We start from the raw sequence: 23,173 nt of genomic DNA, 5'->3' as shown, positions 1-23,173 counted from the left end.
TCCGAAGCGTAGACGGGGGGTCTGGCGCGAATCGCCTCTACCGGGCGGCGAGGGCCGTCAATACGGTGGATCGCATGTCGCGTCCGGACACCTGCGCCGTGCTCCACCGACTGGTGGAGGTCCTCGAGGACCCCGCGCCGATCAACCCGGGGCACGCCCGGCACGTGAGCGGACTGCTCGCCGGCGCCCTCGACTCCGCCCCGGCCCTCCGCGACTGCGCCGGCGCCCCGGCTCAACTCGTCGCCTTCGCGACGGAGGACCCGGCGGACGAGAACCCGGCCCTCTGAGCGCACCGGCCGCCACCGCGGCACCCGGCACTTCGCCGCCTCCCCCACTCCTCCGAAGTCGCGGTAGTCGAGCGCGAGCACCGCGACTTCTGCGGACTCCGAGGTGCTTCCGCCTCCCGGCCTCGCTCCACTCCCCGAGAGTTGCGGTAGTCGGGCGCGACTACCGCGACTTCTGCGGAGTCGCGGCCTCCCCCGCCTAGCGGAGGGACGCCGCAGGCCCCTCGTAGACTCGACGGGCCGAGAGAACGGGGACCCGGTGGACGACGAACGCGCCGCACCTGCGGGCTGGTACCGCGATGACGCCCACCCGGGGTCGATGCGCTGGTGGGACGGCACCGCCTGGACCGACGCCCGCCGCTCCGCGGAGGACTCGGCGCCCGGCGACCCGGACGAGCAGGAGAAGCGCAGGCTGCCGGACACCGCGCCCGAGCACGTCGAGTACCGCCTCCCCCACTCCGCCGGCACCCCCACGGTCGACGCCGTCGACGAGGCGGAGCGGATCGAGGAGATCGCCGCCGTCGTCGGCCGCCCGCTGCGCGTGGGCGAGATCTCGGATCAGATCCTCGACGTCGTCCTCGTGCCCGAGCCGGACCACCCCACCGGCACTCCCGCCGTCTCGGTCCGCGCCGGCGGACGCGTGATCGGCTACCTCCCCGACGCCTACCGTCGCTCCCCCGCGCTTCCCGGGCTCTCCCGCGTGGTCGCGAGTCGCGCCGCCCCCAGCACCACCGCCCGGCTCCGCGCCGAGCGGACGGAGGAGGGACTGCGCGCCTCCGTCACGGTCGCCCTCGTCGCCCCCGAGCTGCTGATCCCGCTCAACGCTCCGCCCCAGGAGCGCTACTCGATCCTGCCCTGGGGCCGTGCCGTGCAGGTGCAGCGCGAGGACGAGCACTTCGTCCGTCTGGCCGGCGTGGTCCCCGAGGGCGGCCGCGGGCTCCTCCTCGTGACGCTCCACCCCGTCGGCGGCCTCGTGGAGATCCGCCTCGACGGCGACCGCGTGGGCGAGCTGACCGCGGCGATGTCCGAGCAGTTCGCGCCCACCCTCCGTCACCTCGCCGGCCTCGGCCTCACCGCCGTCGCCTACTGCTCGCTCCAGGGCTCGCCGCTCAGAGCCGAGCTGACGCTGCAGGCCGCCCGCGCCGCCGAGCTGCCCGCGGACTGGGTCGACGGCCGCCCGGCGACCCTCCCCCGGCTGGTCCCCGGCGCCACGGAGGCGCCGCCCGCCTACGTAGCGCCGCTGCGCCCGACCCCGCGCACCTCGGAGGCCGTGGCCCGGTCCACCCGCCGCACCGTCGCCTGGGTCGTCGTCGGCGTCTGCACACTGGTCGGCCTCTCCAGCTGGATCATCGGCGACATCCTCAACTGAGGCTCGGCACGTCGGCCGACGCGGCCCTCCGGCACGCGGAAACACCTCCGGCTCGCCGGATCATCTAGATCCTGCGAGCCGGAGGCCGTTCCGCGAGCCGGAGCCCGGCGAAGCGTCAGACGTTGAAGCGGAACTCCACCACGTCGCCGTCCTGCATCACGTAGTCCTTGCCCTCGATGCGGGCCTTGCCCTTCGCGCGCGCCTCGGCGATGGAGCCGGTCTCGACGAGGTCGTCGAACGAGATGATCTCGGCCTTGATGAAGCCCTTCTGGAAGTCGGTGTGGATCACGCCGGCCGCCTGCGGGGCGGTCCAGCCCTTGCCGATCGTCCAGGCCCGCGTCTCCTTCGGGCCCGCCGTCAGGTAGGTCTGCAGGCCGAGGGTGTCGAAGCCGATGGACGCGAGCTGGTTGAGGCCCGACTCGGTCTGGCCGGTGGACTCGAGCATCTCGGCAGCGTCGGCCTCGTCGAGGTCGATCAGCTCGGACTCGATCTTGGCGTCGAGGAAGATCGCATGCGCGGGGGCGACCAGCGCGGCCAGCTCGGCCTTGCGCGCCTCGTCGGTCAGCACGGCCTCGTCGACGTTGAAGACGTAGATGAAGGGCTTCGCGGTCAGCAGGCCCAGCTCGCGGATCGGCTCGAGCTCGATCGAGGACGCCGAGAGCGGCTTGCCGGTGTCGAGGAACTCACGGGCTTTCTTCGCCGTCTCGAGGACGATGGGCTCGATCTTCTTCCCCTTCAGCTCCTTCTCGTAGCGCGCCTCGGCCTTTTCGAGGGTCTGCAGGTCGGCGAGGACGAGCTCGGTGTTGATCGTCTCCATGTCGCTCGCGGCGTCGACCTTGCCGTCGACGTGCACGACGTCGGCGTCCTCGAAGCCGCGGATGACCTGGGCGATCGCGTCCGCCTCGCGGATGTTGGCGAGGAACTTGTTGCCCAGGCCCTCGCCCTCCGAGGCGCCGCGGACGATGCCGGCGATATCGACGAACGACACGGGCGCGGGGAGGATGCGCTCGGAGCCGAAGATGCCGGCGAGCACCTCGAGGCGGGAGTCGGGCAGGTTCACGACTCCGACGTTGGGCTCGATCGTCGCGAACGGGTAGTTCGCGGCGAGCACCGTGTTCTTGGTCAGCGCGTTGAAGAGCGTCGACTTGCCGACGTTGGGGAGTCCGACGATTGCGATAGTGAGAGCCACGGGCATCCATCCTACGGCGTGGTCGCGGGGGCGCCGCGTGCCGGTCCCGGCGGCGTCGGAGGTGCGTGAGAGGGTGAAGTCGTGCCCATCGACTTCACCGCCATCGACTTCGAGACCGCCAATTCGCACGGAGCGTCCGCCTGCTCGGTCGGGCTGGTGAAGGTCCGCGACGGCCGCGTCGTCGACCGCGCAGGCTGGCTCATCCGCCCGCCCTACGGCTACGACGACTTCCTCGAGTGGAACACCCGCATCCACGGCATCCGCAAGCACGACGTGCACGGCGCGGCCTCCTGGGTCGAGCAGTTCGCCGACCTCGTCGCCTTCGCCGGCGAGGACGTCTTCGTGGCCCACAACGCCGGCTTCGACATGAGCGTCATCCGCGCCGCCTGCGCCGCGACCGCGCTCGAGCTCCCCGCCTACGACTACCTCTGCTCGCTCCAGCTCGCCCGCAGGACCTACCAGCTCGAGTCCTACCGCCTGCCGTCCGTCGCGTTCGCCGCCGGCTACGACGACTTCCGCCATCACGACGCCTCGGCCGACGCCGAGGCCTGCGCCGCGATCGTCGTACACGCCGCCCGCCGGCACGGGGCCGGGAGCCTGGCCGAGCTCGGCGAGCTGGCCGGAGTCTCGGTCAAGCGCCTGCGGCCGAAGGCGCCGGTCGCCGCCTGACGCCCGGGCCGGCGATCCGAGAGCCCCTGCGAGTCACTCCCCCGCGCGCGGGTCGCCGAACCAGTTGCTGAAGATGCGCCAGAAGTTGCGGTTGCCGTAGGCCGAGCATGCGTCGCCCGAGCCGTAGAGGTTCGCCAGCGCCGCGGCGTTCGGCTGATACGGCGTGTAGTAGTAGAGCCCCGCCGTCGCCGCGTTCTCGATCCGCACCGGAGCGGTCCCGCACGCGGCATCGGGCGAGTACTGGATCTCGCTGGTCTCGCCGACCGGGTACCAGTCGAAGCTGCTGTCGGGGTTCCGGTAGCGCTGGAACTGCCAGGCCGCACCGTAGACCTGGCCGAAGAAGCCGAAGTAGTCGCTGTCGCAGTCGGCCGTGTCCGGGCAGCCGTAGCCGGTGGCGCTGCGGAACTGCCGCTCGCTCGGCGCACTGTCGGTGACGAGCGACTGCTCCTTCTGCAGCAGTGTCAGCAGCACGGCGGGGCTGACGTCGCAGGCGCCCGCGACCGCGCTGACGATCTCCGCGGCGGAGACGTCCTGCCCGCCGAGATACGCGTCGCACTGCTCGTCGGCGGCGACGTCGCCGGTGTCCTCGGCGTAGTCGCGCAGGCAGGGGACGTCGGTTCCGGCGCAGGAGGGCACCCGCGCGTTCAGGAACGCCTGAACGGTCAGCGGGCCGAGCGCGCCGCCGTCGAAGAAGACCTCGTCCGAGACGATGTCGCCCGGGTCGAAGCCGGACTCGTCCACGCCGCCGGCCAGGTCCGTCCACATCCGGATGCCGGGCACCTCGGTCGCGGGAGCGGCCGCGGCGCTCAGGTCCGAGGCTCCGGTGAGCAGCAGCACGACCGCGAGGGCGGCGAGGGCCGCCGTCCCTCCGCGGCGCCGTCGGACGGCGGACGGGGAGGCGGCGGCCGGTGAGGGATCGGCCGGGCTCATCCCTCCACGCTAGCGGCCGGGCGCAGGACGATCCGCCGCAGGGCGCGAGCTGCGCGGCAGCGTCCGATCGCGTGTCCGGCGGCCCGCGAACCGGTGGAGGACACTCCGTCGAGCACATCTCCCGGGGCGCAGGGCGGCGCTCCGGAGCGCCGCCGCGCGGATGTCGGAGGTCCGTGGTCTCCTCGGCGCATGGAACTCAGCTTCGTCCTCGGCCTCGCGGTCGGCGCGCTCCTCGCCGCCGTCGTCGCCGTGCTCCTCGCCCGCGCCCGCACTCCCGACACCGCGCTCGCCCTCGAGCTGGCCACCGCGCAGGCGCGGGCCGAGGGGCTCGAGGAGCGGCACGAGTCCGTCGTCGAGCAGCACCGCGAGCACCTCGGCTCCGCCCGCGACCAGATCCGCGAGCTGCAGGAGCAGCTGCGGGTCGTCGCCGAGCGCGAGCGCCACGACGCGCGGATCCTGCAGACGCTCTCCCCCGTCGCCGAGAGCCTGCGCGGGATGCAGGAGTCGGTGCGCCGCCTCGAGAGCGAGCGCGCCGCGCAGTTCGGCGCCATCACCGAGCAGCTGGAGGGGCAGCGGCTCGCCGGGGAGCGGCTCCGCTCGACCACCGAGACGCTCGCCTCGGCGCTGCGCTCGAGCGCCAGCCGCGGTGCGTGGGGCGAGACGCAGCTGCGCAACGTGGTGGAGGCGGCCGGGCTGACGCAGCGGGTCGACTTCGACGTGCAGTTCGGCCTGGAAGGCGAGGGCGGGAAGGGCCGCGCCGACATGGTCGTGCGCCTCCCCGGCGGCAAGGCGATCGCCGTGGACGCGAAGGTGCCGTTCGACGCCTACCTCGAGGCGAGCGCGATCCCCGCGGGGACGGGTGCCGAGGAGGAGGCGCGGCGCACCGGGCTGCTGCGCGCGCACGTGCGCGCCCTCCGCGGGCACATCGACGCCCTCGCCGGCCGCGCCTACTGGACCGGGCTGCCGGCGAGCCCGGAGTTCGTCATCGCCTTCATCCCCAGCGAGCCGCTGCTCGCCAGCGCGCTCGACGCCGACCCGACGCTGCTGGAGTACGCGTTCCGCAAGCGGGTCGCCCTCGCCTCGCCGGTGACGCTCTGGTCGGTGCTGAAGACCGTCGCGTACACCTGGCAGCAGGACGTCCTGACCGACGACGCGAAGCGGCTGCTCGACCTCGGAAAGACGCTCTACGCCCGCCTCGCCACCCTCGCCGACCACGCCGAGGGGCTGCGCCGCTCGATCGAGAAGACGGTCGACTCCTACAACGCCTTCGCAGGCTCGCTCGAGACCCGCGTCCTCGTCACCGCGCGCCAGTTCGACACCCTCGACGAGTCCCGCGTGATCGCGCCGGCCGGCGGCGTCACGACGTCCCCGCGCCGCCTGACGGCCGTCGAGCTCCTCGCCCCGGACGAGCGCACGGCCTGAGCCGCGGGGTCTCGATACGCCGCTGCGCGGCTACTCGACCAGCATGGAACGTGTCGACGTCGTACGACCGCACGCGCCGTGCATGCAGCGGCCGAGCGCGCCGTCCATGCTGATCGAGTAGCGCCCCCGGGGCGCGTATCGAGATCCACCCACGCATGAACGCGGGTCTCGATACGCCGCTGCGCGGCTACTCGACCAGCATGTGGGCGCCACTCCGCGGCGGCTCGACCGTCGGACAGGGCGCGCGCCATCATGCTGATCGAGTAGCGCCCACAGGGCGCGTATCGAGATCCACCGTCCGATGGAGGCGGGGTCTCGATACGCCGCTCCGCGGCTACTCGACCAGCATGGGTGCGCCGCTCCGCGGCTACTCGACCAGCGTGTGGGCGCCGCTGCGCGGCTACTCGACCAGCAGGTGGCGGGGTCGGCGGCCTAGACCCACTTCTCCGCAAGGTGCTGGGCCGTCACGCGGCGGATCGTGCCCGAGCGCGAGCGCAGGACGATCGACTCGGTGGTGATGATGTGGCCCTCCTTGCGGACGCCCTTCACCAGACCGCCGTTGGTCACGCCGGTGGCGACGAAGTAGGTGTTGTCGCTGCGGACCAGGTCGTTCGCGTGCAGGACGCGGTCGAGGTCGTGGCCGGCGTCGATCGCGCGCTGGCGCTCGTCGTCGTCCTTGGGGCGGAGGATGCCCTGGATCACGCCGCCGAGCGCGCGGATCGCGCACGCGGTGATGATGCCCTCGGGCGTCCCACCGGTGCCGACGCACATGTCGACCCGCGAGTCGTGCCGAGCGGCGTTGATGCCGCCCGCGACGTCGCCGTCGAGCAGCAGCCGCGTGCCGGCACCGGCGGCGCGGATGTCGTCGATCAGCTGCGCGTGCCGCGGGCGGTCGAGCACCGCGATCCGCATCTCGTCGACGGGCTTGCGCTTGGCCCGCGCGAGCGCGCGGATGTTCTCGCCGATCGGGCGCTGGATGTCGATGATCCCCACGCCCTCGGGCCCGGTGACGATCTTCTCCATGTAGAAGACGGCGGACGGGTCGAACATCGCCCCGCGGTCGGCGACGGCGATCATCGACAGCGCGTTCTGCCGGCCCGCCGCGGTCAGCGAGGTGCCGTCGATCGGGTCGACGGCGATGTCGGCGGCCGGCCCGGAGCCGTTGCCGACGTGCTCGCCGTTGTAGAGCATCGGCGCGTTGTCCTTCTCGCCCTCGCCGATGACGACGACCCCGTCGAAGTTGACGGTGCCGAGGAAGGTGCGCATCGCGTCGACGGCGGCGCCGTCGGCGGCGTTCTTGTCGCCCTTGCCGATGAAGGGGACGGCGCGGATCGCCGCCGCCTCGGTGGCTCGGACGAGCTCCATGCCGAGGTTGCGGTCCGGGTGGAGGTAGAGCGAGTCGTGGTCGATTTCGGTCACAGCGCGGAGTCCTTCGCGTTCGAGTTCGTGCAGACGGCGTCGTCGCAGGACCCGCGGAGCGGATCCCCATCCCAGGGCGAAGCCTATCGGAGGCGTGCCCCGCGCCCGGGGGATGCCCCGCAGCCGCCTCGCTAGACTCGACGCCGACGCGGGCCTCGCCCGACCCCCTCCCGTTCATCCGTCAAAGGAGATGCCATGCCCGTCGCTACCCCGGACCAGTACGCAGAGATGCTCGACAAGGCGAAGAAGGGCGGCTTCGCGTACCCCGCGTTCAACGTCTCCTCCTCGCAGACCATCAACTCGGTGCTGCAGGGCCTGTCCGAGGCCGGCTCGGACGGCATCATCCAGGTCACGACCGGAGGCGCCGACTACTTCGCCGGCCACACGGTCAAGAACCGCGCCGCCGGTGCGATCGCCTTCGCGAAGTTCGCCACCGAGGTCGCCAAGAACTACCCGGTCACGGTCGCGCTGCACACCGACCACTGCCCGCAGAACGCGCTCGAGGGCTTCGTCTATCCGCTGATCGCCGCCTCCGAGGAGGAGGTCAAGGCCGGTCGCGAGCCGCTCTTCCAGTCGCACATGTGGGACGGCTCGGCCGTGCCCCTCGACGAGAACCTGAAGATCGCCCAGGAGATCCTGCCGCGCGTGAAGGCGATCAACGCGATCCTCGAGGTCGAGATCGGCGTCGTCGGCGGCGAGGAGGACGGCGTCTCGCACGACATCAACGAGCACCTCTACACCACGCTCGACGACGCGATCGCGACCGTCGAGGCCCTCGGCTTCGGCGAGCAGGGCCGCTACATGGCCGCGCTGACCTTCGGCAACGTCCACGGCGTCTACAAGCCCGGCAACGTGCGACTGCGCCCCGAGCTGCTCCGCGAGATCCAGGACGGCCTGCAGAAGAAGTACGGCACCGAGGCCCTCCCGCTCGACCTCGTCTTCCACGGCGGCTCCGGCTCGACCGACGAGGAGATCGCCGAGGCGGTCCGCAACGGCGTCGTGAAGATGAACATCGACACCGACACCCAGTACGCCTTCAGCCGCTCGGTCGCCGACACGGTGCTGAAGAACTACGACGGCTTCCTCAAGGTCGACGGCGAGGTCGGCAACAAGAAGGTCTACGACCCGCGCTCGTGGGGCAAGATCGCCGAGTCCGCCATGGCCGTCCGCGTCGCCGAGGCGACCCGCCAGCTCGGCTCCGCCGGCCACTCCGGGAAGTAGGGCACCGCTCCGTGACGAACGCACACGACCAGCCGAGCGGCTCCCCGCGCCCGGAACCGCAGTACGGCGAGTACGCGCCGCCCGGCTGGTCGTGGACGCCTCCGGAGGACGCCGTCGTCGTCCCCGACCCGCGAGGGTCCGAGACCGATCCGCGGCCCGCCACCGCGCCGTCGGCGAGGACCGTCGCGCACCCCGTCGACCGGCTGATCACGATCATCCTGCTGGCGCTCGGCGTCTTCTTCGCCGTGCCGACGCTGCTCGACCCGTCGAGCTTCGCCACCACGCTCTCCGAGCTCTACACGAGCCAGGGCATCGGCACCTACGCCTCCCCCGATCTCGCCCGCACCCTCGGGCTGGTCGTGGCGCTCGCGCAGGCGCTGATCGTCGCGTTCGCGGTCTGGATCTCGATCCGCCGGCTGCGGGCCGGCAAGCGCGCCGTGCTGGTGCCGATCCTGGGGATCGTCGCGACGGTCGTGCTCTCGCTGACGGTCGCGGCCATCGCCATCCTCGGCGATCCGACCTTCGCCGACTACGTCTCGCGGATGTCCGCCGGGACCGGCACGGACGTCTAGCGCCCGGACCCGCTCACGCGAGAAGGCCGCCCCTCCCTCGGGAGCGGCGGCCTTCTCGGCGTTCTGCGTGCGGTGCGTCAGGCGCTGACGGAGGCGCTCACGCGTCCGCCGGCCCCGCGGGCGTCGCGCTTTCCGGCGACGTCCTTGCGGAGCTCCTTGGGGAGCGAGAACATCAGGTCCTCCTCGGCCGTCTTGACCTCCTCGACGTCGCCGTAGCCGGCGGCGGCGAGGTCGTCGAGCACCTCGCGCACGAGGACCTCGGGCACCGAGGCGCCGCTGGTGACGCCGACGGTGCGGATGCCGTCGAGCCACTCCTGCTTGATCTCGCTGGCGTAGTCGATCCGGTACGCGGCCTTCGCGCCGTACTCGAGCGCGACCTCGACGAGGCGGACCGAGTTCGAGGAGTTGGCCGAGCCGACCACGATGACCAGCTCGGCGTGCTCGGCGACCTTCTTGATCGCGACCTGGCGGTTCTGGGTGGCGTAGCAGATGTCGTCGCTCGGCGGGTTCTGCAGATTGGGGAAGCGCTCGCGGAGGCGGCGCACCGTCTCCATCGTCTCGTCGACCGAGAGCGTGGTCTGCGAGAGCCAGACGACCTTGTCCGGGTCCTTCACCACGATGTTCGGGACGTCGTCGGGGCTGCCGACCAGGGTCACGTGATCGGGGGCCTCGCCCGCGGTGCCCTCGACCTCCTCGTGCCCCTCGTGGCCGATCAGGAGGATCTCGAAGTCGTCGCGCGCGAAGCGGACGGCCTCGCGGTGCACCTTGGTGACCAGGGGGCAGGTCGCGTCGATCGCCTGGAGGCCCCGGTCGGCCGCGCCCTGCACGACCGCCGGCGAGACGCCGTGCGCGCTGAAGACGATGTGCGAGCCCTCGGGGACCTCGTCGACCTCCTCGACGAAGATCGCGCCCTGGCTCTCGAGCGTGGAGACGACGTGCACGTTGTGCACGATCTGCTTGCGCACGTAGACGGGGGCGCCGTAGTGCTCGATGGCCTTCTCGACGGCGACGACCGCGCGGTCGACGCCGGCGCAGTAGCCGCGCGGGGCGGCGAGGAGCACCCGCTTGGCGCCGTCGACGGGCTCGTCGCGCAGGCGCCCGGTAGCGCGGGGCATGCGCGGCATGGGCAGGCTGATCGGGGCTTCACTCACCCCGCGATTCTACGCGGTGCATCCTGTGCTCCCCGCGGAAGGGCCGGATCCGCTGACCGGCGCCCGGACGGGCGGCCCCGCGCCCGTCCAGGCGACGCGGCCACCGAGGTGTCGGAGGCATCCCGTACCGTGGTCGTCGCGGGTCCGCCGCCCGCTCCCCCGCCCGCCCGCTCCAGCGAAGGCACCGATGACAGACGCCCCTCCCACCGCCGATGCTCCCTGGCCGGTCGGTCTGCTCGCGAGCAAGATCAAGGGCTGGATCGAGCGCCTCGGCACCGCGTGGGTCGAGGGTGAGATCACGCAGTGGGGCGTCTCCGGCGGCAACGTCTACGGCAAGCTGAAGGACCTCTCCGGCGACGCCACCGTCGGCTTCACGGTCTGGTCCTCCGTCCGGGCCCGCCTCCCGGCGGACCTCAAGCAGGGCGACCGGGTGATCGCCCTGGTCAAGCCGAACTACTGGGTCAAGGGCGGCACGCTCTCGATGCAGGTGTTCGAGATGCGGCACGTCGGACTCGGCGATCTGCTCGAGAAGCTCGAGCGACTGCGCCGGCAGCTCGCCTCGGAGGGGCTGTTCGAGCCCGCGCGCAAGCAGCGGCTGCCCTTCCTCCCGCACGGGATCGGCCTGATCACCGGCAAGGACTCCGACGCCGAGAAGGACGTCCTCCGCAACGCGCAGCTGCGCTGGCCGGCCGTCCGCTTCCGCGTCGTGCACGCCGCCGTGCAGGGCGAGCGCACGGTGTCCGAGGTGACCTCCGCCCTGCGCACCCTCGACGCCGACGCGAGCATCGACGTGATCGTCATCGCCCGCGGCGGCGGCGACTTCCAGAACCTGCTCGGCTTCAGCGACGAGTCCCTCGTGCGGGCGGTCGCGGCCTGCACCACCCCCGTGGTCAGCGCGATCGGGCACGAGGCGGACCGCCCGCTGCTCGACGACGTCGCGGACCTCCGCGCCTCCACCCCGACCGACGCGGCGAAGCGGGTCGTCCCGGACGTCTCCGACGAGCTGCTCCGGGTGCAGCAGGCGCGGCTGCGGATGACCACCCGCGTCAGCGGCCTCGTCTCGCACGAGATCGACCGCCTGTCGCAGCTGCGCTCCCGGCCGGTCCTCGCGCAGCCCCGGGTCCTCGTCGACCAGCGCTCGGAGGAGCTGACCCGCTGGGTCGCCCGCGGTGCCGAGCTGGTCGAGCGGCGGATCGAGCGGGCCCACCTCGAGGTCGAGCGCCTGCACGGGCAGCTCCGCGCGCTCTCGCCGCAGCACACCCTCGACCGCGGCTACGCGATCGTGCAGAACGGCAGCGGTCACGTGGTCCGCACCCCGCAGGACGCGGCCGAGGGCGAGGCGCTCGTGCTCACCCTCGCCGAGGGCGCCGTCGCCGCCCGCTCGACCGGGCCCGCGGCCGACCCCGCCGGCCGCGGCTGACCCGTCCCGCTCCCACCCGCCCGCGCCCTCCTCGCAGCCCCGATCGATAGGATCACCCCCATGGCCGACGCCCGCACCGACTCCCCCGCCGTGCCGTCGAGCGACCCCGTCCCTTCCGGCGAGACCGACGTCTCCGGCTTCAGCTACGAGCAGGCGCGCGACGAGCTCGTCCGCGTCGTCTCCGAGCTCGAGCAGGGCAGCTCCACCCTCGAGCGCTCGCTCGCCCTCTGGGAGCGCGGCGAGGCCCTCGCCGCCCGCTGCGAGGAGTGGCTGATCGGCGCCCGCGCCCGGCTCGACGCCGCCCGCTCGGGCGGATCGGCCGCCGGCGGATCGAGCGCCGGATGAGCCGCGAGAAGCCGCCGCGCGTCGTCGCCGAGCTCGGCCGGCCCGAGACGGCCGCCGAGACCGCGGCCCGCAAGGCCGAGAACTCCCGGCTCTACCGCCAGCGCAAGACCGTCAACAACCTCGTCTTCTCGCTGCTCGCGACCGTCGGCGCCGTGGCGCTGATCGTGCTGATCGTCCCGCGCGGCGAGGGCACCGTCCGCGATCCCGTCGACGTGCCGGCGGTCGCCGCCCAGTTCCAGCTCGGCGAGAGCGAGACGCTCGCCGCGCCCGACATGCCCGACTCCTGGTCCTCGAACGCGGCCGAGCTGCGCGAGGACGGCGGGGTCGAGTACTGGTACGTCGGCCTGATCACGCCCAAGAGCGGCTACATCGGCGTCAGCCAGGGCTTCGACGCCGACGAGCGCTGGGTCTCCGGCCAGCTCGACAGCGCCGCCGCGACCGGCGTCGAGCAGATCGACGGCCGCGAGTGGACGGTCTACGACCACCGCGACGGTGCCGGCGAGACCGGCAACAGCCCCTACGCTCTCGAGACGACGGCCGGTGGCAGCACCTACCTCGTCTACGGCACGGCGCCGACGGACGAGATCCGCCAGGTCGTCGACGCCATCACCCCGCAGATCGGCCAGGAGGAGTCCCGTTGAGCTTCGATCCGTCGAGTCCCCAGCACGAGGTCCCGCAGAGCATCGCCGTCGCGCGCGAATCGCGCCCGCCGTCGTGGGTCTGGAAGGAGATGCTGCGCGGCAACCAGCGCTTCGTCGCCGGTGAGCCCCGCCACCCCCGCCAGGACGTCGAGCGCCGCAACGAGCTCGCCGCCGAGCAGAAGCCGCTCGCCGCGCTCTTCGGCTGCAGCGACTCGCGCCTTGCGGCCGAGATCATCTTCGACCTCGGCCTCGGCGACCTCTTCGTGGTCCGCAACGCCGGCCAGGTCATCGCCGACTCGATCATCGGCTCGCTCGAGTACGGCGTCGCCGTGCTCGGCGTGAAGCTGATCCTCGTCCTCGGCCACGACGAGTGCGGAGCGGTCAAGGCCGCGATCCAGTCGCAGGCTCCCGGCGCCGAGCGGCTGCCCCCGCACATCGAGCACCTGATCGAGCCGATCATCCCCGCGGTCCGCCGCATCGTCGGCCCGCAGCCCGACGGCCGCGTCCTCGTCGACCCCTCGACCACCGACACCCTCGCCGTCGGCCGCGAGCACCTCCGCGACACGGTCGCCGAGCTGCTGCAGCGCTCGCCGCTCATCGCCGACGCGGTCGCCGCGGGAGAGCTCGCCGTCGTCGGCGCCAACTACCGCCTCTCCGACGGCACCGTGGACTCCGACGTGGTCCTCGGCATCGACCCGCCGCAGATGAGCCCCTACCGCTCCGAGCAGGAGCGCACCTCCAGCCCCCTCCAGAGCGTCTCGAGCCCCGACGCGACCGCGCCGGCCGCCGAGTAGCCGGCCGCGGACGACGCACCAGACCTCACCGAACCCATGAACCGAACAGAACAGGACGAACACAGCGTGGTGGACACCTCCCCGACCGACTCCGGCGCCGACGACGCCTTCCGCATCGAGCACGACACGATGGGCGAGGTCCGCGTCCCGCGCGACGCGCTCTACGCCGCGCAGACGCAGCGCGCGGTCGAGAACTTCCCGATCTCCGGCGCCGGCCTCGAGCCCGCCCAGATCGCGGCCCTCGCCCGGATCAAGAAGGCCGCGGCCCTCGTCAACGCCGACCTCGGCGTGCTCGACGGCGAGATCGCCCGCTCCATCGCCGACGCGGCCGACCTCGTGGTCGGCGGCGGCTACGGCGAGCACTTCCCGATCGACGTCTACCAGACCGGCTCCGGCACGTCGTCGAACATGAACATGAACGAGGTGCTCGCCACCCTCGCGACGACCGCGCTCGGCCGCCCGGTGCACCCGAACGACCACGTCAACGCCTCGCAGTCCTCGAACGACGTCTTCCCGACCTCGGTGCACGTCGCCGTGACCGGCGCGCTGATCCAGGACCTGGTGCCCTCCCTCGAGCACCTGGCCGAGGCGCTCGAGACCAAGGCCGAGCTGTGGGCCGAGGTCGTCAAGGCCGGCCGCACCCACCTGATGGACGCGACGCCGGTCACCCTCGGGCAGGAGTTCGGCGGCTACGCGGCGCAGATCCGCCTCGGCATCGAGCGCGTGCAGTCCGCCCTCCCCCGGGTCGCGGAGGTCCCGCTCGGCGGCACCGCCGTCGGCACCGGCATCAACACGCCCGCCGGCTTCCCGGCGAAGGTCATCGCCCGCCTCGCGGAGGAGACCGGCCTGCCCGTCACCGAGGCCCGCAACCACTTCGAGGCGCAGGGCGCCCGCGACTCGCTCGTCGAGGCGTCCGGCGCGCTCCGCGTGCTCGCGGTCAGCCTCACCAAGATCAACAACGACCTGCGCTGGATGGGCTCCGGCCCGAACACCGGTCTCGGCGAGCTCAGCATCCCGGACCTCCAGCCCGGCTCGTCGATCATGCCCGGCAAGGTGAACCCGGTGATCCCGGAGGCGGTCCTGATGGTCTGCGCGCGGGTCATCGGCAACGACGCGACGATCGCCTGGGCCGGAGCCTCCGGTGCGTTCGAGCTGAACGTCGCCATCCCGGTGATGGGCACGGCGCTGCTGGAGTCGATCCGCCTGCTCACCGCCTCGGCCACGCTGCTCGCCGACAAGACCATCGACGGCCTCGAGGCGAACGTCGAGCACGCGCGCGCCCTCGCCGAGTCCTCGCCCTCGATCGTCACGCCGCTGAACAAGGTGATCGGCTACGAGGCCGCCGCCAAGGTCGCGAAGAACTCGGTCGCGAAGGGCATCACCGTCCGCGAGTCCGTCGTCGACCTCGGCTTCGTCGAGCGCGGCGAGGTGACGGAGGCGCAGCTCGACAGCGCCCTCGACGTCATGTCGATGACCCACCCGGGCTGAATCCCGCCCTCCCATGCTGGTCGGGTAGCGCCGGAGGCGCGTACCGAGACCCACCACTTCAGAAGACGGTGGATCTCGATACGCCCGCTCCGCGGGCTACTCGATCAGCATGCACAGCAGCCCACCCCGCGGCATGCGATGGTCGGCCGCTCCGCGATGAGCGCCGCCTGCATGCTGGTCGAGTAGCGCCGGAGGCGCGTATCGAGACCCACCGTGCTCAGCAGGACGTGAGTCTGCAGACTCACGTCCTGACGCTGGTGGATCTCGATACGCCCGCTCCGCGGGCTACTCGATCAACATGAACCGGGCCGCCGCCATGGGACGGGCGCCCACACCATGCTGGTCGAGTAGCGCCGCAGGCGCGTATCGAGACCCACCGCGGCCGGGACGTCGAGCGTCAGCGCCCGGCCGGCCGCCGCGCCCACGACGGCGCGCGCTCGGGTCGGGGACCGATGCCGACCAGTGCCGCCGGCACGACGGCGAGCCCGGGCAGCAGCCGGAGCAGCGCCGCGAGCGCGGGCGGCGGCCCTGAGAGCCGCCCGGCCAGCGCCGGCAGGATCAGGCGCGCGTGCAGCACCCGCTGCAGCGACTGGATCAGCACGGCGGGCAGCGCGCGCCGGCGCTGCACCCGCGCGAGGACGCGCTCGCCGGATGCCGTCCGCAGCACCCCGCGGCGCAGCGGCCCGGCCAGCAGCCGCGCCGCCGCCACCGCGTCCTGCACCGCCAGGTTGATGCCGACTCCGCCCACCGGCGACATCGCGTGCGCCGCGTCGCCGAGGCAGAGCACCCCCGGAGCGTGCCAGCGCGGCAGCCGCTCGAGCCGGACGTCGAGGTGCTTCACGTCGTCCATCGACGCGATCCCCGCCACGTCCTCGGCGACCTCGGGGAGCAGCTCGGCCGCCTCCGCCCGGAACGCCTCGATCCCCCGCTCCCGCACCGCCGCGTCGGTCCCCTTGGTCCCCAGCCGCGCGATCTGCAGGTAGCCGTCGCGCGGGATCGCGATCGACACCCGCCCGCGCCCGATCCGCGGCAGGAGCGACTCGCCCACGGCCCGCGCGGTCGGCAGGCGGTACCACCAGACGTCGAAGCCGACCGGCAGCGACCGCACCCGCAGCCCGACCGCCCGGCGCACGGCCGACCAGCGCCCGTCGCAGGCGACGGTCAGATCGGCGAGCAGGCGCCCCTCCCCGTCCGGCGACCGGTACTCGACACCGACGACCCGTCCGCCCTCGCGGACGACGTCGGTCACCTCGTGCTCGGTGAGGAGTGTGAAGCCGCGCTCGGCCTGCGCCGCCTCGGCGACCAGGGCCAGCAGGTCCCACTGCGGCACCATCGCGACGTACGGGTGGCGCACCGGCAGCCGCGTGAAGTCCGCGATCACCACGTCGCGCCCGTCGTGGCCGGGGATCGTCACCCGCTCCACCCTCGAGTGCCGGATCGCCTCGAACCGGTCGAGGAGCCCGAGGTCCTCGAGCAGCCCCAGCGTCGTCGGATGCACCGTGTCGCCGCGGAAGTCGCGGAGGAAGTCGGCGTGCTTCTCCAGCACCGTCACCGCGACGCCGGCCCGCGCCAGCAGCAGACCGAGCACCAGGCCCGCCGGGCCGCCGCCCACGATCGCGCAGGTCGTCCGCCGCTCCCGCACCGTGCTTCCGCCGTCCACCCCGTCGTCCCCGTCGCCGTCCGCCACGTCGGCCTCCTCGCTCGGCACCCGGTCTACACCTCCGCGACCGTGCGGACCAGCGTCCGAGGCTCGCCCGTCACGCCCCGGCGATGACGAGCCAGAACGCGGCGAGCTGGAAGGGTCCGAACGGGATCCGCTCGCCCCCGCCCCGGAGCGCCGACGGCAGGCTCCACACCCCGGCGAGGACGAACGCCAGCACCGGCGCCAGGAGGGCGAGCACCGGATCGACCGCCGCGAGCGGCAGCGCGAGCCCCGTCCCCAGCTTCACGTCGCCCCGGCCGAGCCCGCCCGCGAGGTTCAGCACTCCGAGCGCGAGAGCCGTGGCGAGCACGACGGGCAGCTCCCCCGGCGTCCGGCCCGCGACGACCCCGCCGACCGTCGACGCGAGTCCCGCCAGCAGGATCGGCACCGTCATTGCGTTCGGCAGCCGCCGCTCGCGCACGTCCGCGACCACGAGCGGCACGGTCGCCATGGCGACGACGAGGACGACGATCGCCGCCCGCCCCTCGACCCGCACGAGCCCGATCGCGCCGAGCAGTACCGCGCCGACGAGCGCTGCCGAGAGGTCCTGGAGCCGGTGCATCCGGAGACTGTAGGGCCGATCGCCCCGCGCGCGCCGGAGTTGTCCACAGGCGATGCCGGACGTCCACTGCTCACTCCCGCGGCGGCACCGGCCCGAGCAGCGCGTTCGCGAAGAGCCCGTGCGCGGACTCGTCGTCGGAGGGGTGGAAGAGCCCGGCGAGCACGTCGCGGTAGAGCCGGGAGAGCTCGGAGTCGCGGCGGTAGGACGAGCCGCCCGAGACGCGGACCGCGCTCTCGACGATGCGCAGCGCCGCCTCGGTGGTACGGATCTTCACACCGACGAGCGACGGGAACCAGCCCGCCCCGCGGTCCACGAGCGCGTCGACGTCGGCCGCCGCGCTCGCGAGCGGTGCGCGGAGCCCGTCGAGCAGGATCGCGGCGTCGGCGAGGCGCCAGCGGATGTCCGGGTCCTCGGAGAGCGGCCGCCCGCCGGCCCGGAGCGACGTCCGCTTCCGCGCCGACGCCACGCCGAGCTCGAGGGCGCGCTGGGCGACTCCGAGGTAGACCGAGGCGATCAGCAGTTCGAAGTCGGCGAAGATCGCGAAGACCAGTGGGTCGGCGGTCGGGCCGACGGGCAGCGAGCGGAACATCCGCGCTGCCGGCACCTCGACGCCGTCGAGCACCGTGGTCCGGCTCTGCGTGGCGCGCATGCCGAGGGTGTCCCAGTCGTCGTGCACGGTGAGCCCCGGCACCGGCGCGTCCGGCGACGGCCGGTCGACGAAGCCGTGCACGAGCCGCGGCTCCGGCCCGCTGTCGTCGCGGCCGAAGACGCCGAGCCGGGTCCAGGCGGGCGAGAGCGAGGTGAAGATCTTGGTGCCGGTGAAGCGGTAGCCGCCGTCGCCGAGGGGCTCCGCGCGGGTGAGCGAGTCGGAGAGCACGAGGTCGTTGCCGGGCTCGCTGTTGCCGAAGGCGAAGACGTGCCCGGCCGCCGCGTCGACGAGGACGTGCTCGAGCGAGGCGTCGCCGCGGGCGCGCAGGGCCTTCGCGATCCCGGTCCAGACCAGGTGCATCGTGGTCGCGAGCGCGGTCGCGGGAGCGGCCGTCGCCAGCCGGGTGTGCTCGGCCGTGGCCTGCTCGAGTCCGAGGCCGCCGCCGCCGAGCTCCGCCGGGACGAGCATCGTCAGATACCCGGCGGCCTTCAGCTCCTCGAGGTCCTCGCTGAAGAAGACGTTGCGCGCGTCGTAGTCGGCCGCGCGGAGGCGGAAGCGCTCGAGGAGCGCGTCGTCGAGGATGCTCACCCGCCCCACGCTACGCGCCGCAGCACCGGATCACTCCCGTCGCGGAGCACCTCCGGCACGCGGAACGACCTCCGGCTCGCGAGAACCAGCCATTCCGGCGAGCCGGAACCTGTTCCGCGAGCCGGAGGCCGCCAGACGCAAGCCTCAGGCAGGGAGGATCAGGCCGACTCGTTCGACTCCAGCATCTCGGTGACCAGTGCCGCGATCGCCGAGCGCTCGGACCGCGTCAGCGTCACGTGCGCGAACAGCGGGTGCCCCTTCAGCGTCTCGATCACCGAGGCGACGCCGTCGTAGCGGCCGACCCGCAGGTTGTCGCGCTGCGCGACGTCGTGCGTGAGCACCACCCGCGAGTTCTGGCCGACCCGGGACAGCACCGTCAGCAGCACGTTGCGCTCGAGCGACTGCGCCTCGTCCACGATCACGAAGGCGTCGTGCAGCGAGCGCCCGCGGATGTGCGTCAGCGGCAGCACCTCGAGCATCCCGCGCTCGATCACCTCGTCGAGCACGTTCTGCGAGACCAGCGCACCGAGGGTGTCGAAGACCGCCTGCGCCCAGGGGTTCATCTTCTCGGCGGCGTCGCCGGGCAGGAAGCCGAGGTCCTGGCCGCCGACCGCGTAGAGCGGCCGGAAGACCATGATCTTCTTGTGCTGGCGCTTCTCCAGCACCGCCTCGAGCCCCGCGCAGAGTGCGAGCGCCGACTTGCCGGTGCCGGCCCGGCCGCCGAGCGAGACGATCCCCACCTCCTGGTCGAGCAGCAGGTCGATCGCGAGCCGCTGCTCCGCGGAGCGGCCGTGCAGCCCGAAGACGTCCTTGTCGCCGCGCACCAGCGTGATCTGGCGCTTGCCGGTCACCCGGGCGAGCGCGGAGCCGCGATCCGAGTGCACGACCAGGCCGGTGTTGATCGGGATGTCGGCGACCTCGTCGGTGAAGAGCCGCTCGCGGTCGTAGAGCTCGCTCATCTGGTCGCCCCGGAGGGTGACGTCGTCCATGCCCGTCCAGCCCGACTCGGGGGCGAGCTCGGCGAGGTACTCCTCCGCGGCGAGGCCGATCGAGGCGGCCTTGACGCGCATCGGCATGTCCTTGGACACGACGGTGACGAGGGCGCCCTCGCTCTGCAGGTTCATCGCCACGGCGAGGATCCGCGAGTCGTTGTCGCCGAGCTGCAGCCCGCTGGGCAGCACCGACATGTTCGAGTGGTTCAGCTCGACGCGGAGGGTCCCGCCCCGGCCGACCCGGATCGGGAAGTCCAGCCGCTCGTGCTTGACCCGCAGCTCGTCGAGGTGCCGCAGCGCCTGGCGGGCGAAGTAGCCGATCTCGGGGTCGTTGCGCTTGCCCTCGAGCTCGCTGATCACGACGATCGGCAGGACGACGGCGTGCTCCGCGAAGCGGAACATCGAGGAGGGATCCGACAGCAGCACCGAGGTGTCGAGGACGTAGGTGCGCTGGAGCTGCTCGGTGCGATCCGAGGAGCCGTGCTGCGCGCGGCGGTGGACCGCGCCCTGCGTGCCGTTCTGCGGATCCGTACCCTGGGGAACTGTCACGTCGACTCTCCACATTCCGGGGGCCGGAGCCCCCGACTCACTTCAGAGGATTCGAGTCGGCCGGTGGTGCGTCTCGGCACCGCGCAGTTCCTTCACTGGCAGTCATCGAGTCGTACTTGTGTGGCCGACTCGACCAGGTGCGTCACCTGATGATCCGAACCTAATCCCGGAAATGACAGCCGTGTGGTTCTTGCCGAGACGAACGTGTAACGGCTATGTGAACAGCGCGCGCGGGAGCCCAGCTCAGCTGCCGAAGCGGCGGTGCCGGCCGGCGTAGTCGCGCAGCGCCCGGAGGAAGTCGACCTCGCGGATGTCGGGGCCGAGCGCCTCCATGAAGTAGAACTCGCTGTGCGCGCTCTGCCAGAGCATGAAGTCGGAGAGGCGCTGCTCGCCCGAGGTGCGGATGACGAGGTCCGGGTCGGGCTGACCGCTGGTGTAGAGGTGCTCGCCGATCAGCTCGGGCGTGAGCAGGCCCGCGACGTCCTCGATCGAGGAGCCGCGCTTGCCGTGCTCGTCGAGGATGCTGCGGACCGCCTGCGCGATCTCGTGGCGGCCGCCGTAGCCGACCGCGAGATTGATGTGCAGGCCGGTGTGCGCGGCGGTGCGCTCCTCCGCGCGGTCGAGCGCCGAGACGAGCGACTCCGGCAGCCCGTCGTCCGAGCCCACGTGCTGCACCCGCCACTCGGGCTGCTGCGAGACCTCCTCGGCGAGGTCGGCGATGATCGCGATCAGCTCGGTGAGCTCGGAGCTCTCCCGGCCGACCAGATTGTCCTGCGAGAGCAGGTAGAGGGTGACGTGCCGGATGCCGAGCTCGTCGCACCACTGCAGGAACTCGTGCACCTTCGCCGCGCCCGCGCGGTGGCCGTGCGCGGCCGTCTCCAGCGCGCGCTGGCGAGCCCAGCGGCGGTTGCCGTCGATGATCATCGCGACGTGGTTCGGCAGCGCGGCGCCCTCGAGACTCGAGCGCAGCCGCTTCTTGTAGACGCCGTAGAGCAGGTCGCTCCCCACGGGCAGTCTCGGCTTCGGCACGGTGCCACGGTAGTCGAAACCGCGGCCCGGTACCGGACCACCGCTGTTCCCCCGTTCGAGCGGGCTCTCCCGGTCGCCCTGCGGCGGCGGGTCGTATCCTCGTCCGTATGAGCCACCGGCCGACCTCCCCCACGCCCGATCCGGATGCGCGCGCCCTGGCGGAGGACGACGCGGCCGGCCCCTCGCTCCCCGCCCTCCCGCTCGTCGAGGACGAGATCGAGCACGGCCCGGCGACGGAGGCGCGGCCGACCTGGCGCGGCTGGATCCACGCCGGACTGTTCCCGGTCGCGATCGTCGCCGGCATCGTCCTGGTCAGCGTCGCGGACGGCGCACCGGCGAAGTGGGCGGCGACCGTGTTCGCCGTCTCGTCGCTGCTGCTCTTCGGCAACTCCGCGCTCTACCACCGCTTCGACTGGTCGCCGCGGACCAAGATGATCCTCAAGCGGATCGACCACGCGAACATCTTCCTGCTGATCGCCGGCACCTACACGCCGCTCGCCGCGCTCGCCCTGCCGCCCGCGCAGGGCTCGCTGCTGCTCGTGCTGGTCTGGGCGGGGGCGCTGCTCGGGATCGGCTTCCGGGTGTTCTGGATCTCCGCGCCGCGCTGGCTCTACGTGCCGCTCTACCTGCTGCTGGGCTGGGCGGCGGTGATGTACCTCGGCCCGCTGTTCGAGGCGAGCGCGGCGATGATGGTGCTCGTGCTGGTCGGCGGCCTCTGCTACTCCGTCGGCGCGGTGATCTACGGGATCAAGCGGCCGAACCCGGTGCCCGGGGTCTTCGGCTTCCACGAGATCTTCCACGCGCTGACCGCGGTGGCGTTCCTCTGCCACTGGACGGCGGCGCTGATCGTCTGCCTGCACCCGACCTACAACGTCGGCTGAGCGCCGGGCGCCGTCAGCGCAGGGCGCGTCAGCGCCCGGGTGTCAGCGTCCGGACGGGGCGTCCTCGGCGCGCTCGCGCTCCTCGGAGTCGAGCTGCTCGTTAACCTGGGCGCGATAGGTCGTCCGGCGGACCCGGCGGACCATGTCGAGTGCGAGGAACACGGCGGCGAGCGCGATCACGAACATCGTGATGAAGCCGAACAGGCCGGGCGTCACCGTGTCCTCGTTGAACTCCGGCGCGGTCGTCGGCACCGGCGTCGCCTCGGCGGCGCGGATCAGGGCGACGTGGGCGGCCTCGAGGACGGTCGCGGCGATCATGCGGGCTGCTCCTCGGGGACGGTGGTGGCGGCCGGGCCGGCGTCACCCGGCAGCGCGACGTCGATCCCGGCGAAGAGGTCGGTCTCCGGCGTCGGCGCGTCGACCCGGCTCTGCACGAGCTGGAAGTCGTCGGTCGGCCACGCGGCGTCGATCGCGGAGTGCGGGAGGAAGAAGAACTTGTTGTCGGGAGCGACCTGGCTCGCGTGCGCGAGCAGGGCCGCGTCGCGGCGGTCGTGGAAGCCGGAGACGACGATCTTCGTGGTGGCGAGGTAGGGCGTCTCCTCGTTCCAGCGCTTCATCTCCTCGAAGGAGGCGAGCAGCGGATCCTCCGGGTCGATCGAGCGGATGTGCTCGGCGATGGCCCGCAGCTTCTGCGAGGAGAACACGCGGTCGTAGTAGAGCTTCGAGACGGACCAGGCGGCGCCGGTGCCGGGGTACTCGTCGGCCTCGCCCGCGGCGCGGAACGCCTCGACCGCGACCTGGTGCGCGCGGATGTGGTCCGGGTGCGGGTAGCCGCCGTTCTCGTCGTAGCTGATGATCACGTGCGGGCGGAACCGGCGGACGAGGCGCACCAGCGGTGCCGAGGCGGTCGGCAGCGGCAGGCCGGCGAAGGAGTCCGCGGCGACGGCGCCGTCCTCGGGCATCCCGGAGTCGACGAAGCCCAGCCAGGCGTGCTCGATGCCGAGCGCCCGCTGAGCGGCGGCCATCTCGTAGCGGCGCAGGCCGCCCATGTCGCGCTCGGCGTGCGCGCGGGCGCCGAGCGCCTCGTTCAGAACGGAGCCGGCCTCGCCGCCGGTGCAGGAGACGACCATGACCTCGGCGCCGCGATCGGCGTAGGAGGCGAGGGTCGCGGCGCCCTTGCTGGACTCGTCGTCCGGGTGGGCGTGCACGGCGAGCAGGCGCGGGATCTCGCGCGGCGCCACAGCTGCACGCGCCTCTGAATCTGCGGAGACCTGGACGGCCTGGGACACGATCGCTCGATTCCTCGG

23 protein-coding genes are annotated in these 23,173 nt (G+C 72.6%); 12 read left to right on the top strand and 11 right to left on the bottom strand.

Annotated elements, in window-relative coordinates:
* Positions 1–74: 74 nt before the first annotated feature.
* Positions 75–287, top strand: coding sequence for a hypothetical protein (locus C1I64_RS02935; protein ID WP_123445428.1), 213 nt, complete (start codon positions 75–77; stop codon positions 285–287).
* Positions 288–543: 256 nt separating this feature from the next.
* Entirely contained in the window at positions 544–1,653 is a 1,110-nt protein-coding gene (locus C1I64_RS20305) for a DUF2510 domain-containing protein (protein ID WP_208645078.1), read from the top strand.
* A gap of 115 nt (positions 1,654–1,768) precedes the next feature.
* On the opposite strand, the gene ychF is transcribed toward C1I64_RS20305, so the two are convergent.
* On the bottom strand, positions 1,769–2,842 hold the full coding sequence (gene ychF, locus C1I64_RS02925; protein WP_127886145.1) for a redox-regulated ATPase YchF: 1,074 nt from the start codon (positions 2,840–2,842) through the stop codon (positions 1,769–1,771).
* A gap of 81 nt (positions 2,843–2,923) precedes the next feature.
* On the opposite strand from ychF, the gene C1I64_RS02920 reads away from it, so the two are divergent.
* Positions 2,924–3,511 (top strand): exonuclease domain-containing protein, encoded by a 588-nt coding sequence (locus tag C1I64_RS02920; protein WP_123445426.1) that lies wholly within the window; start codon positions 2,924–2,926, stop codon positions 3,509–3,511.
* 33 nt (positions 3,512–3,544) lie between these two features.
* Here the strand turns inward: C1I64_RS02920 and C1I64_RS02915 are convergent, their stop codons facing one another.
* Positions 3,545–4,441 carry a hemagglutinin gene (locus C1I64_RS02915; RefSeq protein ID WP_127886144.1) on the bottom strand — a complete coding sequence of 299 codons (897 nt, stop codon included), beginning with the start codon at positions 4,439–4,441 and terminating at the stop codon, positions 3,545–3,547.
* Positions 4,442–4,630: 189 nt separating this feature from the next.
* Between C1I64_RS02915 and C1I64_RS02910 the strand changes: the two genes are divergently transcribed.
* Positions 4,631–5,863: a DNA recombination protein RmuC gene (locus C1I64_RS02910; RefSeq protein ID WP_127886143.1), complete on the top strand. Its 1,233-nt coding sequence runs from the start codon at positions 4,631–4,633 to the stop codon at positions 5,861–5,863.
* Positions 5,864–6,295: 432 nt separating this feature from the next.
* Here C1I64_RS02910 and glpX read toward each other — a convergent pair whose 3' ends face one another.
* Entirely contained in the window at positions 6,296–7,228 is a 933-nt protein-coding gene (gene glpX / locus C1I64_RS02905) for a class II fructose-bisphosphatase (protein ID WP_123704712.1), read from the bottom strand.
* Between the two features lie 249 nt (positions 7,229–7,477).
* On the opposite strand from glpX, the gene fbaA reads away from it, so the two are divergent.
* Positions 7,478–8,503, top strand: a complete 1,026-nt coding sequence (gene fbaA, locus C1I64_RS02900) for a class II fructose-bisphosphate aldolase (RefSeq protein ID WP_123445424.1) — start codon at positions 7,478–7,480, stop codon at positions 8,501–8,503.
* Positions 8,504–8,514: 11 nt separating this feature from the next.
* Positions 8,515–9,075 (top strand): DUF6264 family protein, encoded by a 561-nt coding sequence (locus tag C1I64_RS02895; RefSeq protein WP_127886142.1) that lies wholly within the window; start codon positions 8,515–8,517, stop codon positions 9,073–9,075.
* A gap of 77 nt (positions 9,076–9,152) precedes the next feature.
* On the opposite strand, the gene C1I64_RS02890 is transcribed toward C1I64_RS02895, so the two are convergent.
* On the bottom strand, positions 9,153–10,199 hold the full coding sequence (locus tag C1I64_RS02890) for a 4-hydroxy-3-methylbut-2-enyl diphosphate reductase (RefSeq protein ID WP_123445422.1): 1,047 nt from the start codon (positions 10,197–10,199) through the stop codon (positions 9,153–9,155).
* Positions 10,200–10,413: 214 nt separating this feature from the next.
* Between C1I64_RS02890 and xseA the strand changes: the two genes are divergently transcribed.
* From xseA to C1I64_RS02865, 5 genes are all read left to right on the top strand, one after another.
* Positions 10,414–11,646, top strand: coding sequence for an exodeoxyribonuclease VII large subunit (gene xseA, locus C1I64_RS02885; protein ID WP_127886141.1), 1,233 nt, complete (start codon positions 10,414–10,416; stop codon positions 11,644–11,646).
* A 60-nt stretch (positions 11,647–11,706) separates the two neighbouring features.
* Positions 11,707–11,991, top strand: coding sequence for an exodeoxyribonuclease VII small subunit (locus C1I64_RS02880; RefSeq protein ID WP_244209390.1), 285 nt, complete (start codon positions 11,707–11,709; stop codon positions 11,989–11,991).
* A complete protein-coding gene (locus C1I64_RS02875; RefSeq protein WP_127886140.1) occupies positions 11,988–12,632 on the top strand; it encodes a DUF4245 domain-containing protein in 645 nt (214 codons plus the stop codon). Before C1I64_RS02880 ends, C1I64_RS02875 begins: the two co-directional genes overlap by 4 nt.
* A gap of 89 nt (positions 12,633–12,721) precedes the next feature.
* Positions 12,722–13,426, top strand: coding sequence for a carbonic anhydrase (locus tag C1I64_RS02870; RefSeq protein ID WP_127888435.1), 705 nt, complete (start codon positions 12,722–12,724; stop codon positions 13,424–13,426).
* 66 nt (positions 13,427–13,492) lie between these two features.
* Entirely contained in the window at positions 13,493–14,914 is a 1,422-nt protein-coding gene (locus tag C1I64_RS02865; RefSeq protein ID WP_243732790.1) for a class II fumarate hydratase, read from the top strand.
* Positions 14,915–15,311: 397 nt separating this feature from the next.
* Here C1I64_RS02865 and C1I64_RS02860 read toward each other — a convergent pair whose 3' ends face one another.
* From C1I64_RS02860 to C1I64_RS02840, 5 genes are all read right to left on the bottom strand, one after another.
* The gene (locus tag C1I64_RS02860; protein WP_244209389.1) at positions 15,312–16,601 is read right to left on the bottom strand and encodes an FAD-dependent oxidoreductase; all 1,290 of its coding nucleotides are present in this window, start codon (positions 16,599–16,601) and stop codon (positions 15,312–15,314) included.
* Between the two features lie 70 nt (positions 16,602–16,671).
* The gene (locus tag C1I64_RS02855; RefSeq protein ID WP_127886139.1) at positions 16,672–17,178 is read right to left on the bottom strand and encodes a prepilin peptidase; all 507 of its coding nucleotides are present in this window, start codon (positions 17,176–17,178) and stop codon (positions 16,672–16,674) included.
* 70 nt (positions 17,179–17,248) lie between these two features.
* The gene (locus tag C1I64_RS02850) at positions 17,249–18,424 is read right to left on the bottom strand and encodes an acyl-CoA dehydrogenase family protein (protein ID WP_127886138.1); all 1,176 of its coding nucleotides are present in this window, start codon (positions 18,422–18,424) and stop codon (positions 17,249–17,251) included.
* A 149-nt stretch (positions 18,425–18,573) separates the two neighbouring features.
* Positions 18,574–19,971, bottom strand: a complete 1,398-nt coding sequence (phoH2, locus tag C1I64_RS02845; RefSeq protein WP_123445416.1) for an RNA 5'-3' helicase PhoH2 — start codon at positions 19,969–19,971, stop codon at positions 18,574–18,576.
* A gap of 228 nt (positions 19,972–20,199) precedes the next feature.
* A complete protein-coding gene (locus C1I64_RS02840; protein WP_123445415.1) occupies positions 20,200–20,985 on the bottom strand; it encodes an isoprenyl transferase in 786 nt (261 codons plus the stop codon).
* 107 nt (positions 20,986–21,092) lie between these two features.
* Here C1I64_RS02840 and trhA point away from each other — a divergent pair, with 107 nt between their 5' ends.
* Complete coding sequence (gene trhA, locus C1I64_RS02835; protein WP_127886137.1) at positions 21,093–21,866, top strand: PAQR family membrane homeostasis protein TrhA; 774 nt, start codon at positions 21,093–21,095, stop codon at positions 21,864–21,866.
* 42 nt (positions 21,867–21,908) lie between these two features.
* On the opposite strand, the gene C1I64_RS02830 is transcribed toward trhA, so the two are convergent.
* Both C1I64_RS02830 and mca read right to left on the bottom strand, forming a co-directional pair.
* Positions 21,909–22,184 (bottom strand): hypothetical protein, encoded by a 276-nt coding sequence (locus tag C1I64_RS02830; protein WP_123735280.1) that lies wholly within the window; start codon positions 22,182–22,184, stop codon positions 21,909–21,911.
* Positions 22,181–23,107 carry a mycothiol conjugate amidase Mca gene (gene mca / locus C1I64_RS02825; RefSeq protein ID WP_244209388.1) on the bottom strand — a complete coding sequence of 309 codons (927 nt, stop codon included), beginning with the start codon at positions 23,105–23,107 and terminating at the stop codon, positions 22,181–22,183. Before mca ends, C1I64_RS02830 begins: the two co-directional genes overlap by 4 nt.
* Positions 23,108–23,173: the final 66 nt, after the last annotated feature.

It is taken from the genome of Rathayibacter festucae DSM 15932 (assembly GCF_004011135.1).
In the GTDB taxonomy this organism is placed as follows: Bacteria; Actinomycetota; Actinomycetes; order Actinomycetales; family Microbacteriaceae; genus Rathayibacter; species Rathayibacter festucae.
Note: the sequence above shows the minus strand (reverse complement) of the source record. Positions and strands in the feature narration are given on the sequence as shown.

Coding starts and splice junctions, on each gene's coding strand:
- trhA (WP_127886137.1), top strand. CDS start 21,093: ATGAGCCACCGGCCGACCTCCCCCACGCCCGATCCGGATGCGCGCGCC.
- fbaA (WP_123445424.1), top strand. CDS start 7,478: ATGCCCGTCGCTACCCCGGACCAGTACGCAGAGATGCTCGACAAGGCG.
- glpX (WP_123704712.1), bottom strand. CDS start 7,228: ATGGAGCTCGTCCGAGCCACCGAGGCGGCGGCGATCCGCGCCGTCCCC.
- phoH2 (WP_123445416.1), bottom strand. CDS start 19,971: ATGTGGAGAGTCGACGTGACAGTTCCCCAGGGTACGGATCCGCAGAAC.
- C1I64_RS02880 (WP_244209390.1), top strand. CDS start 11,707: ATGGCCGACGCCCGCACCGACTCCCCCGCCGTGCCGTCGAGCGACCCC.
- C1I64_RS02915 (WP_127886144.1), bottom strand. CDS start 4,441: ATGAGCCCGGCCGATCCCTCACCGGCCGCCGCCTCCCCGTCCGCCGTC.
- C1I64_RS02875 (WP_127886140.1), top strand. CDS start 11,988: ATGAGCCGCGAGAAGCCGCCGCGCGTCGTCGCCGAGCTCGGCCGGCCC.
- C1I64_RS02830 (WP_123735280.1), bottom strand. CDS start 22,184: ATGATCGCCGCGACCGTCCTCGAGGCCGCCCACGTCGCCCTGATCCGC.
- C1I64_RS02855 (WP_127886139.1), bottom strand. CDS start 17,178: ATGCACCGGCTCCAGGACCTCTCGGCAGCGCTCGTCGGCGCGGTACTG.
- C1I64_RS02935 (WP_123445428.1), top strand. CDS start 75: ATGTCGCGTCCGGACACCTGCGCCGTGCTCCACCGACTGGTGGAGGTC.
- C1I64_RS02910 (WP_127886143.1), top strand. CDS start 4,631: ATGGAACTCAGCTTCGTCCTCGGCCTCGCGGTCGGCGCGCTCCTCGCC.
- C1I64_RS02890 (WP_123445422.1), bottom strand. CDS start 10,199: ATGCCGCGCATGCCCCGCGCTACCGGGCGCCTGCGCGACGAGCCCGTC.
- C1I64_RS02870 (WP_127888435.1), top strand. CDS start 12,722: ATGCTGCGCGGCAACCAGCGCTTCGTCGCCGGTGAGCCCCGCCACCCC.
- xseA (WP_127886141.1), top strand. CDS start 10,414: ATGACAGACGCCCCTCCCACCGCCGATGCTCCCTGGCCGGTCGGTCTG.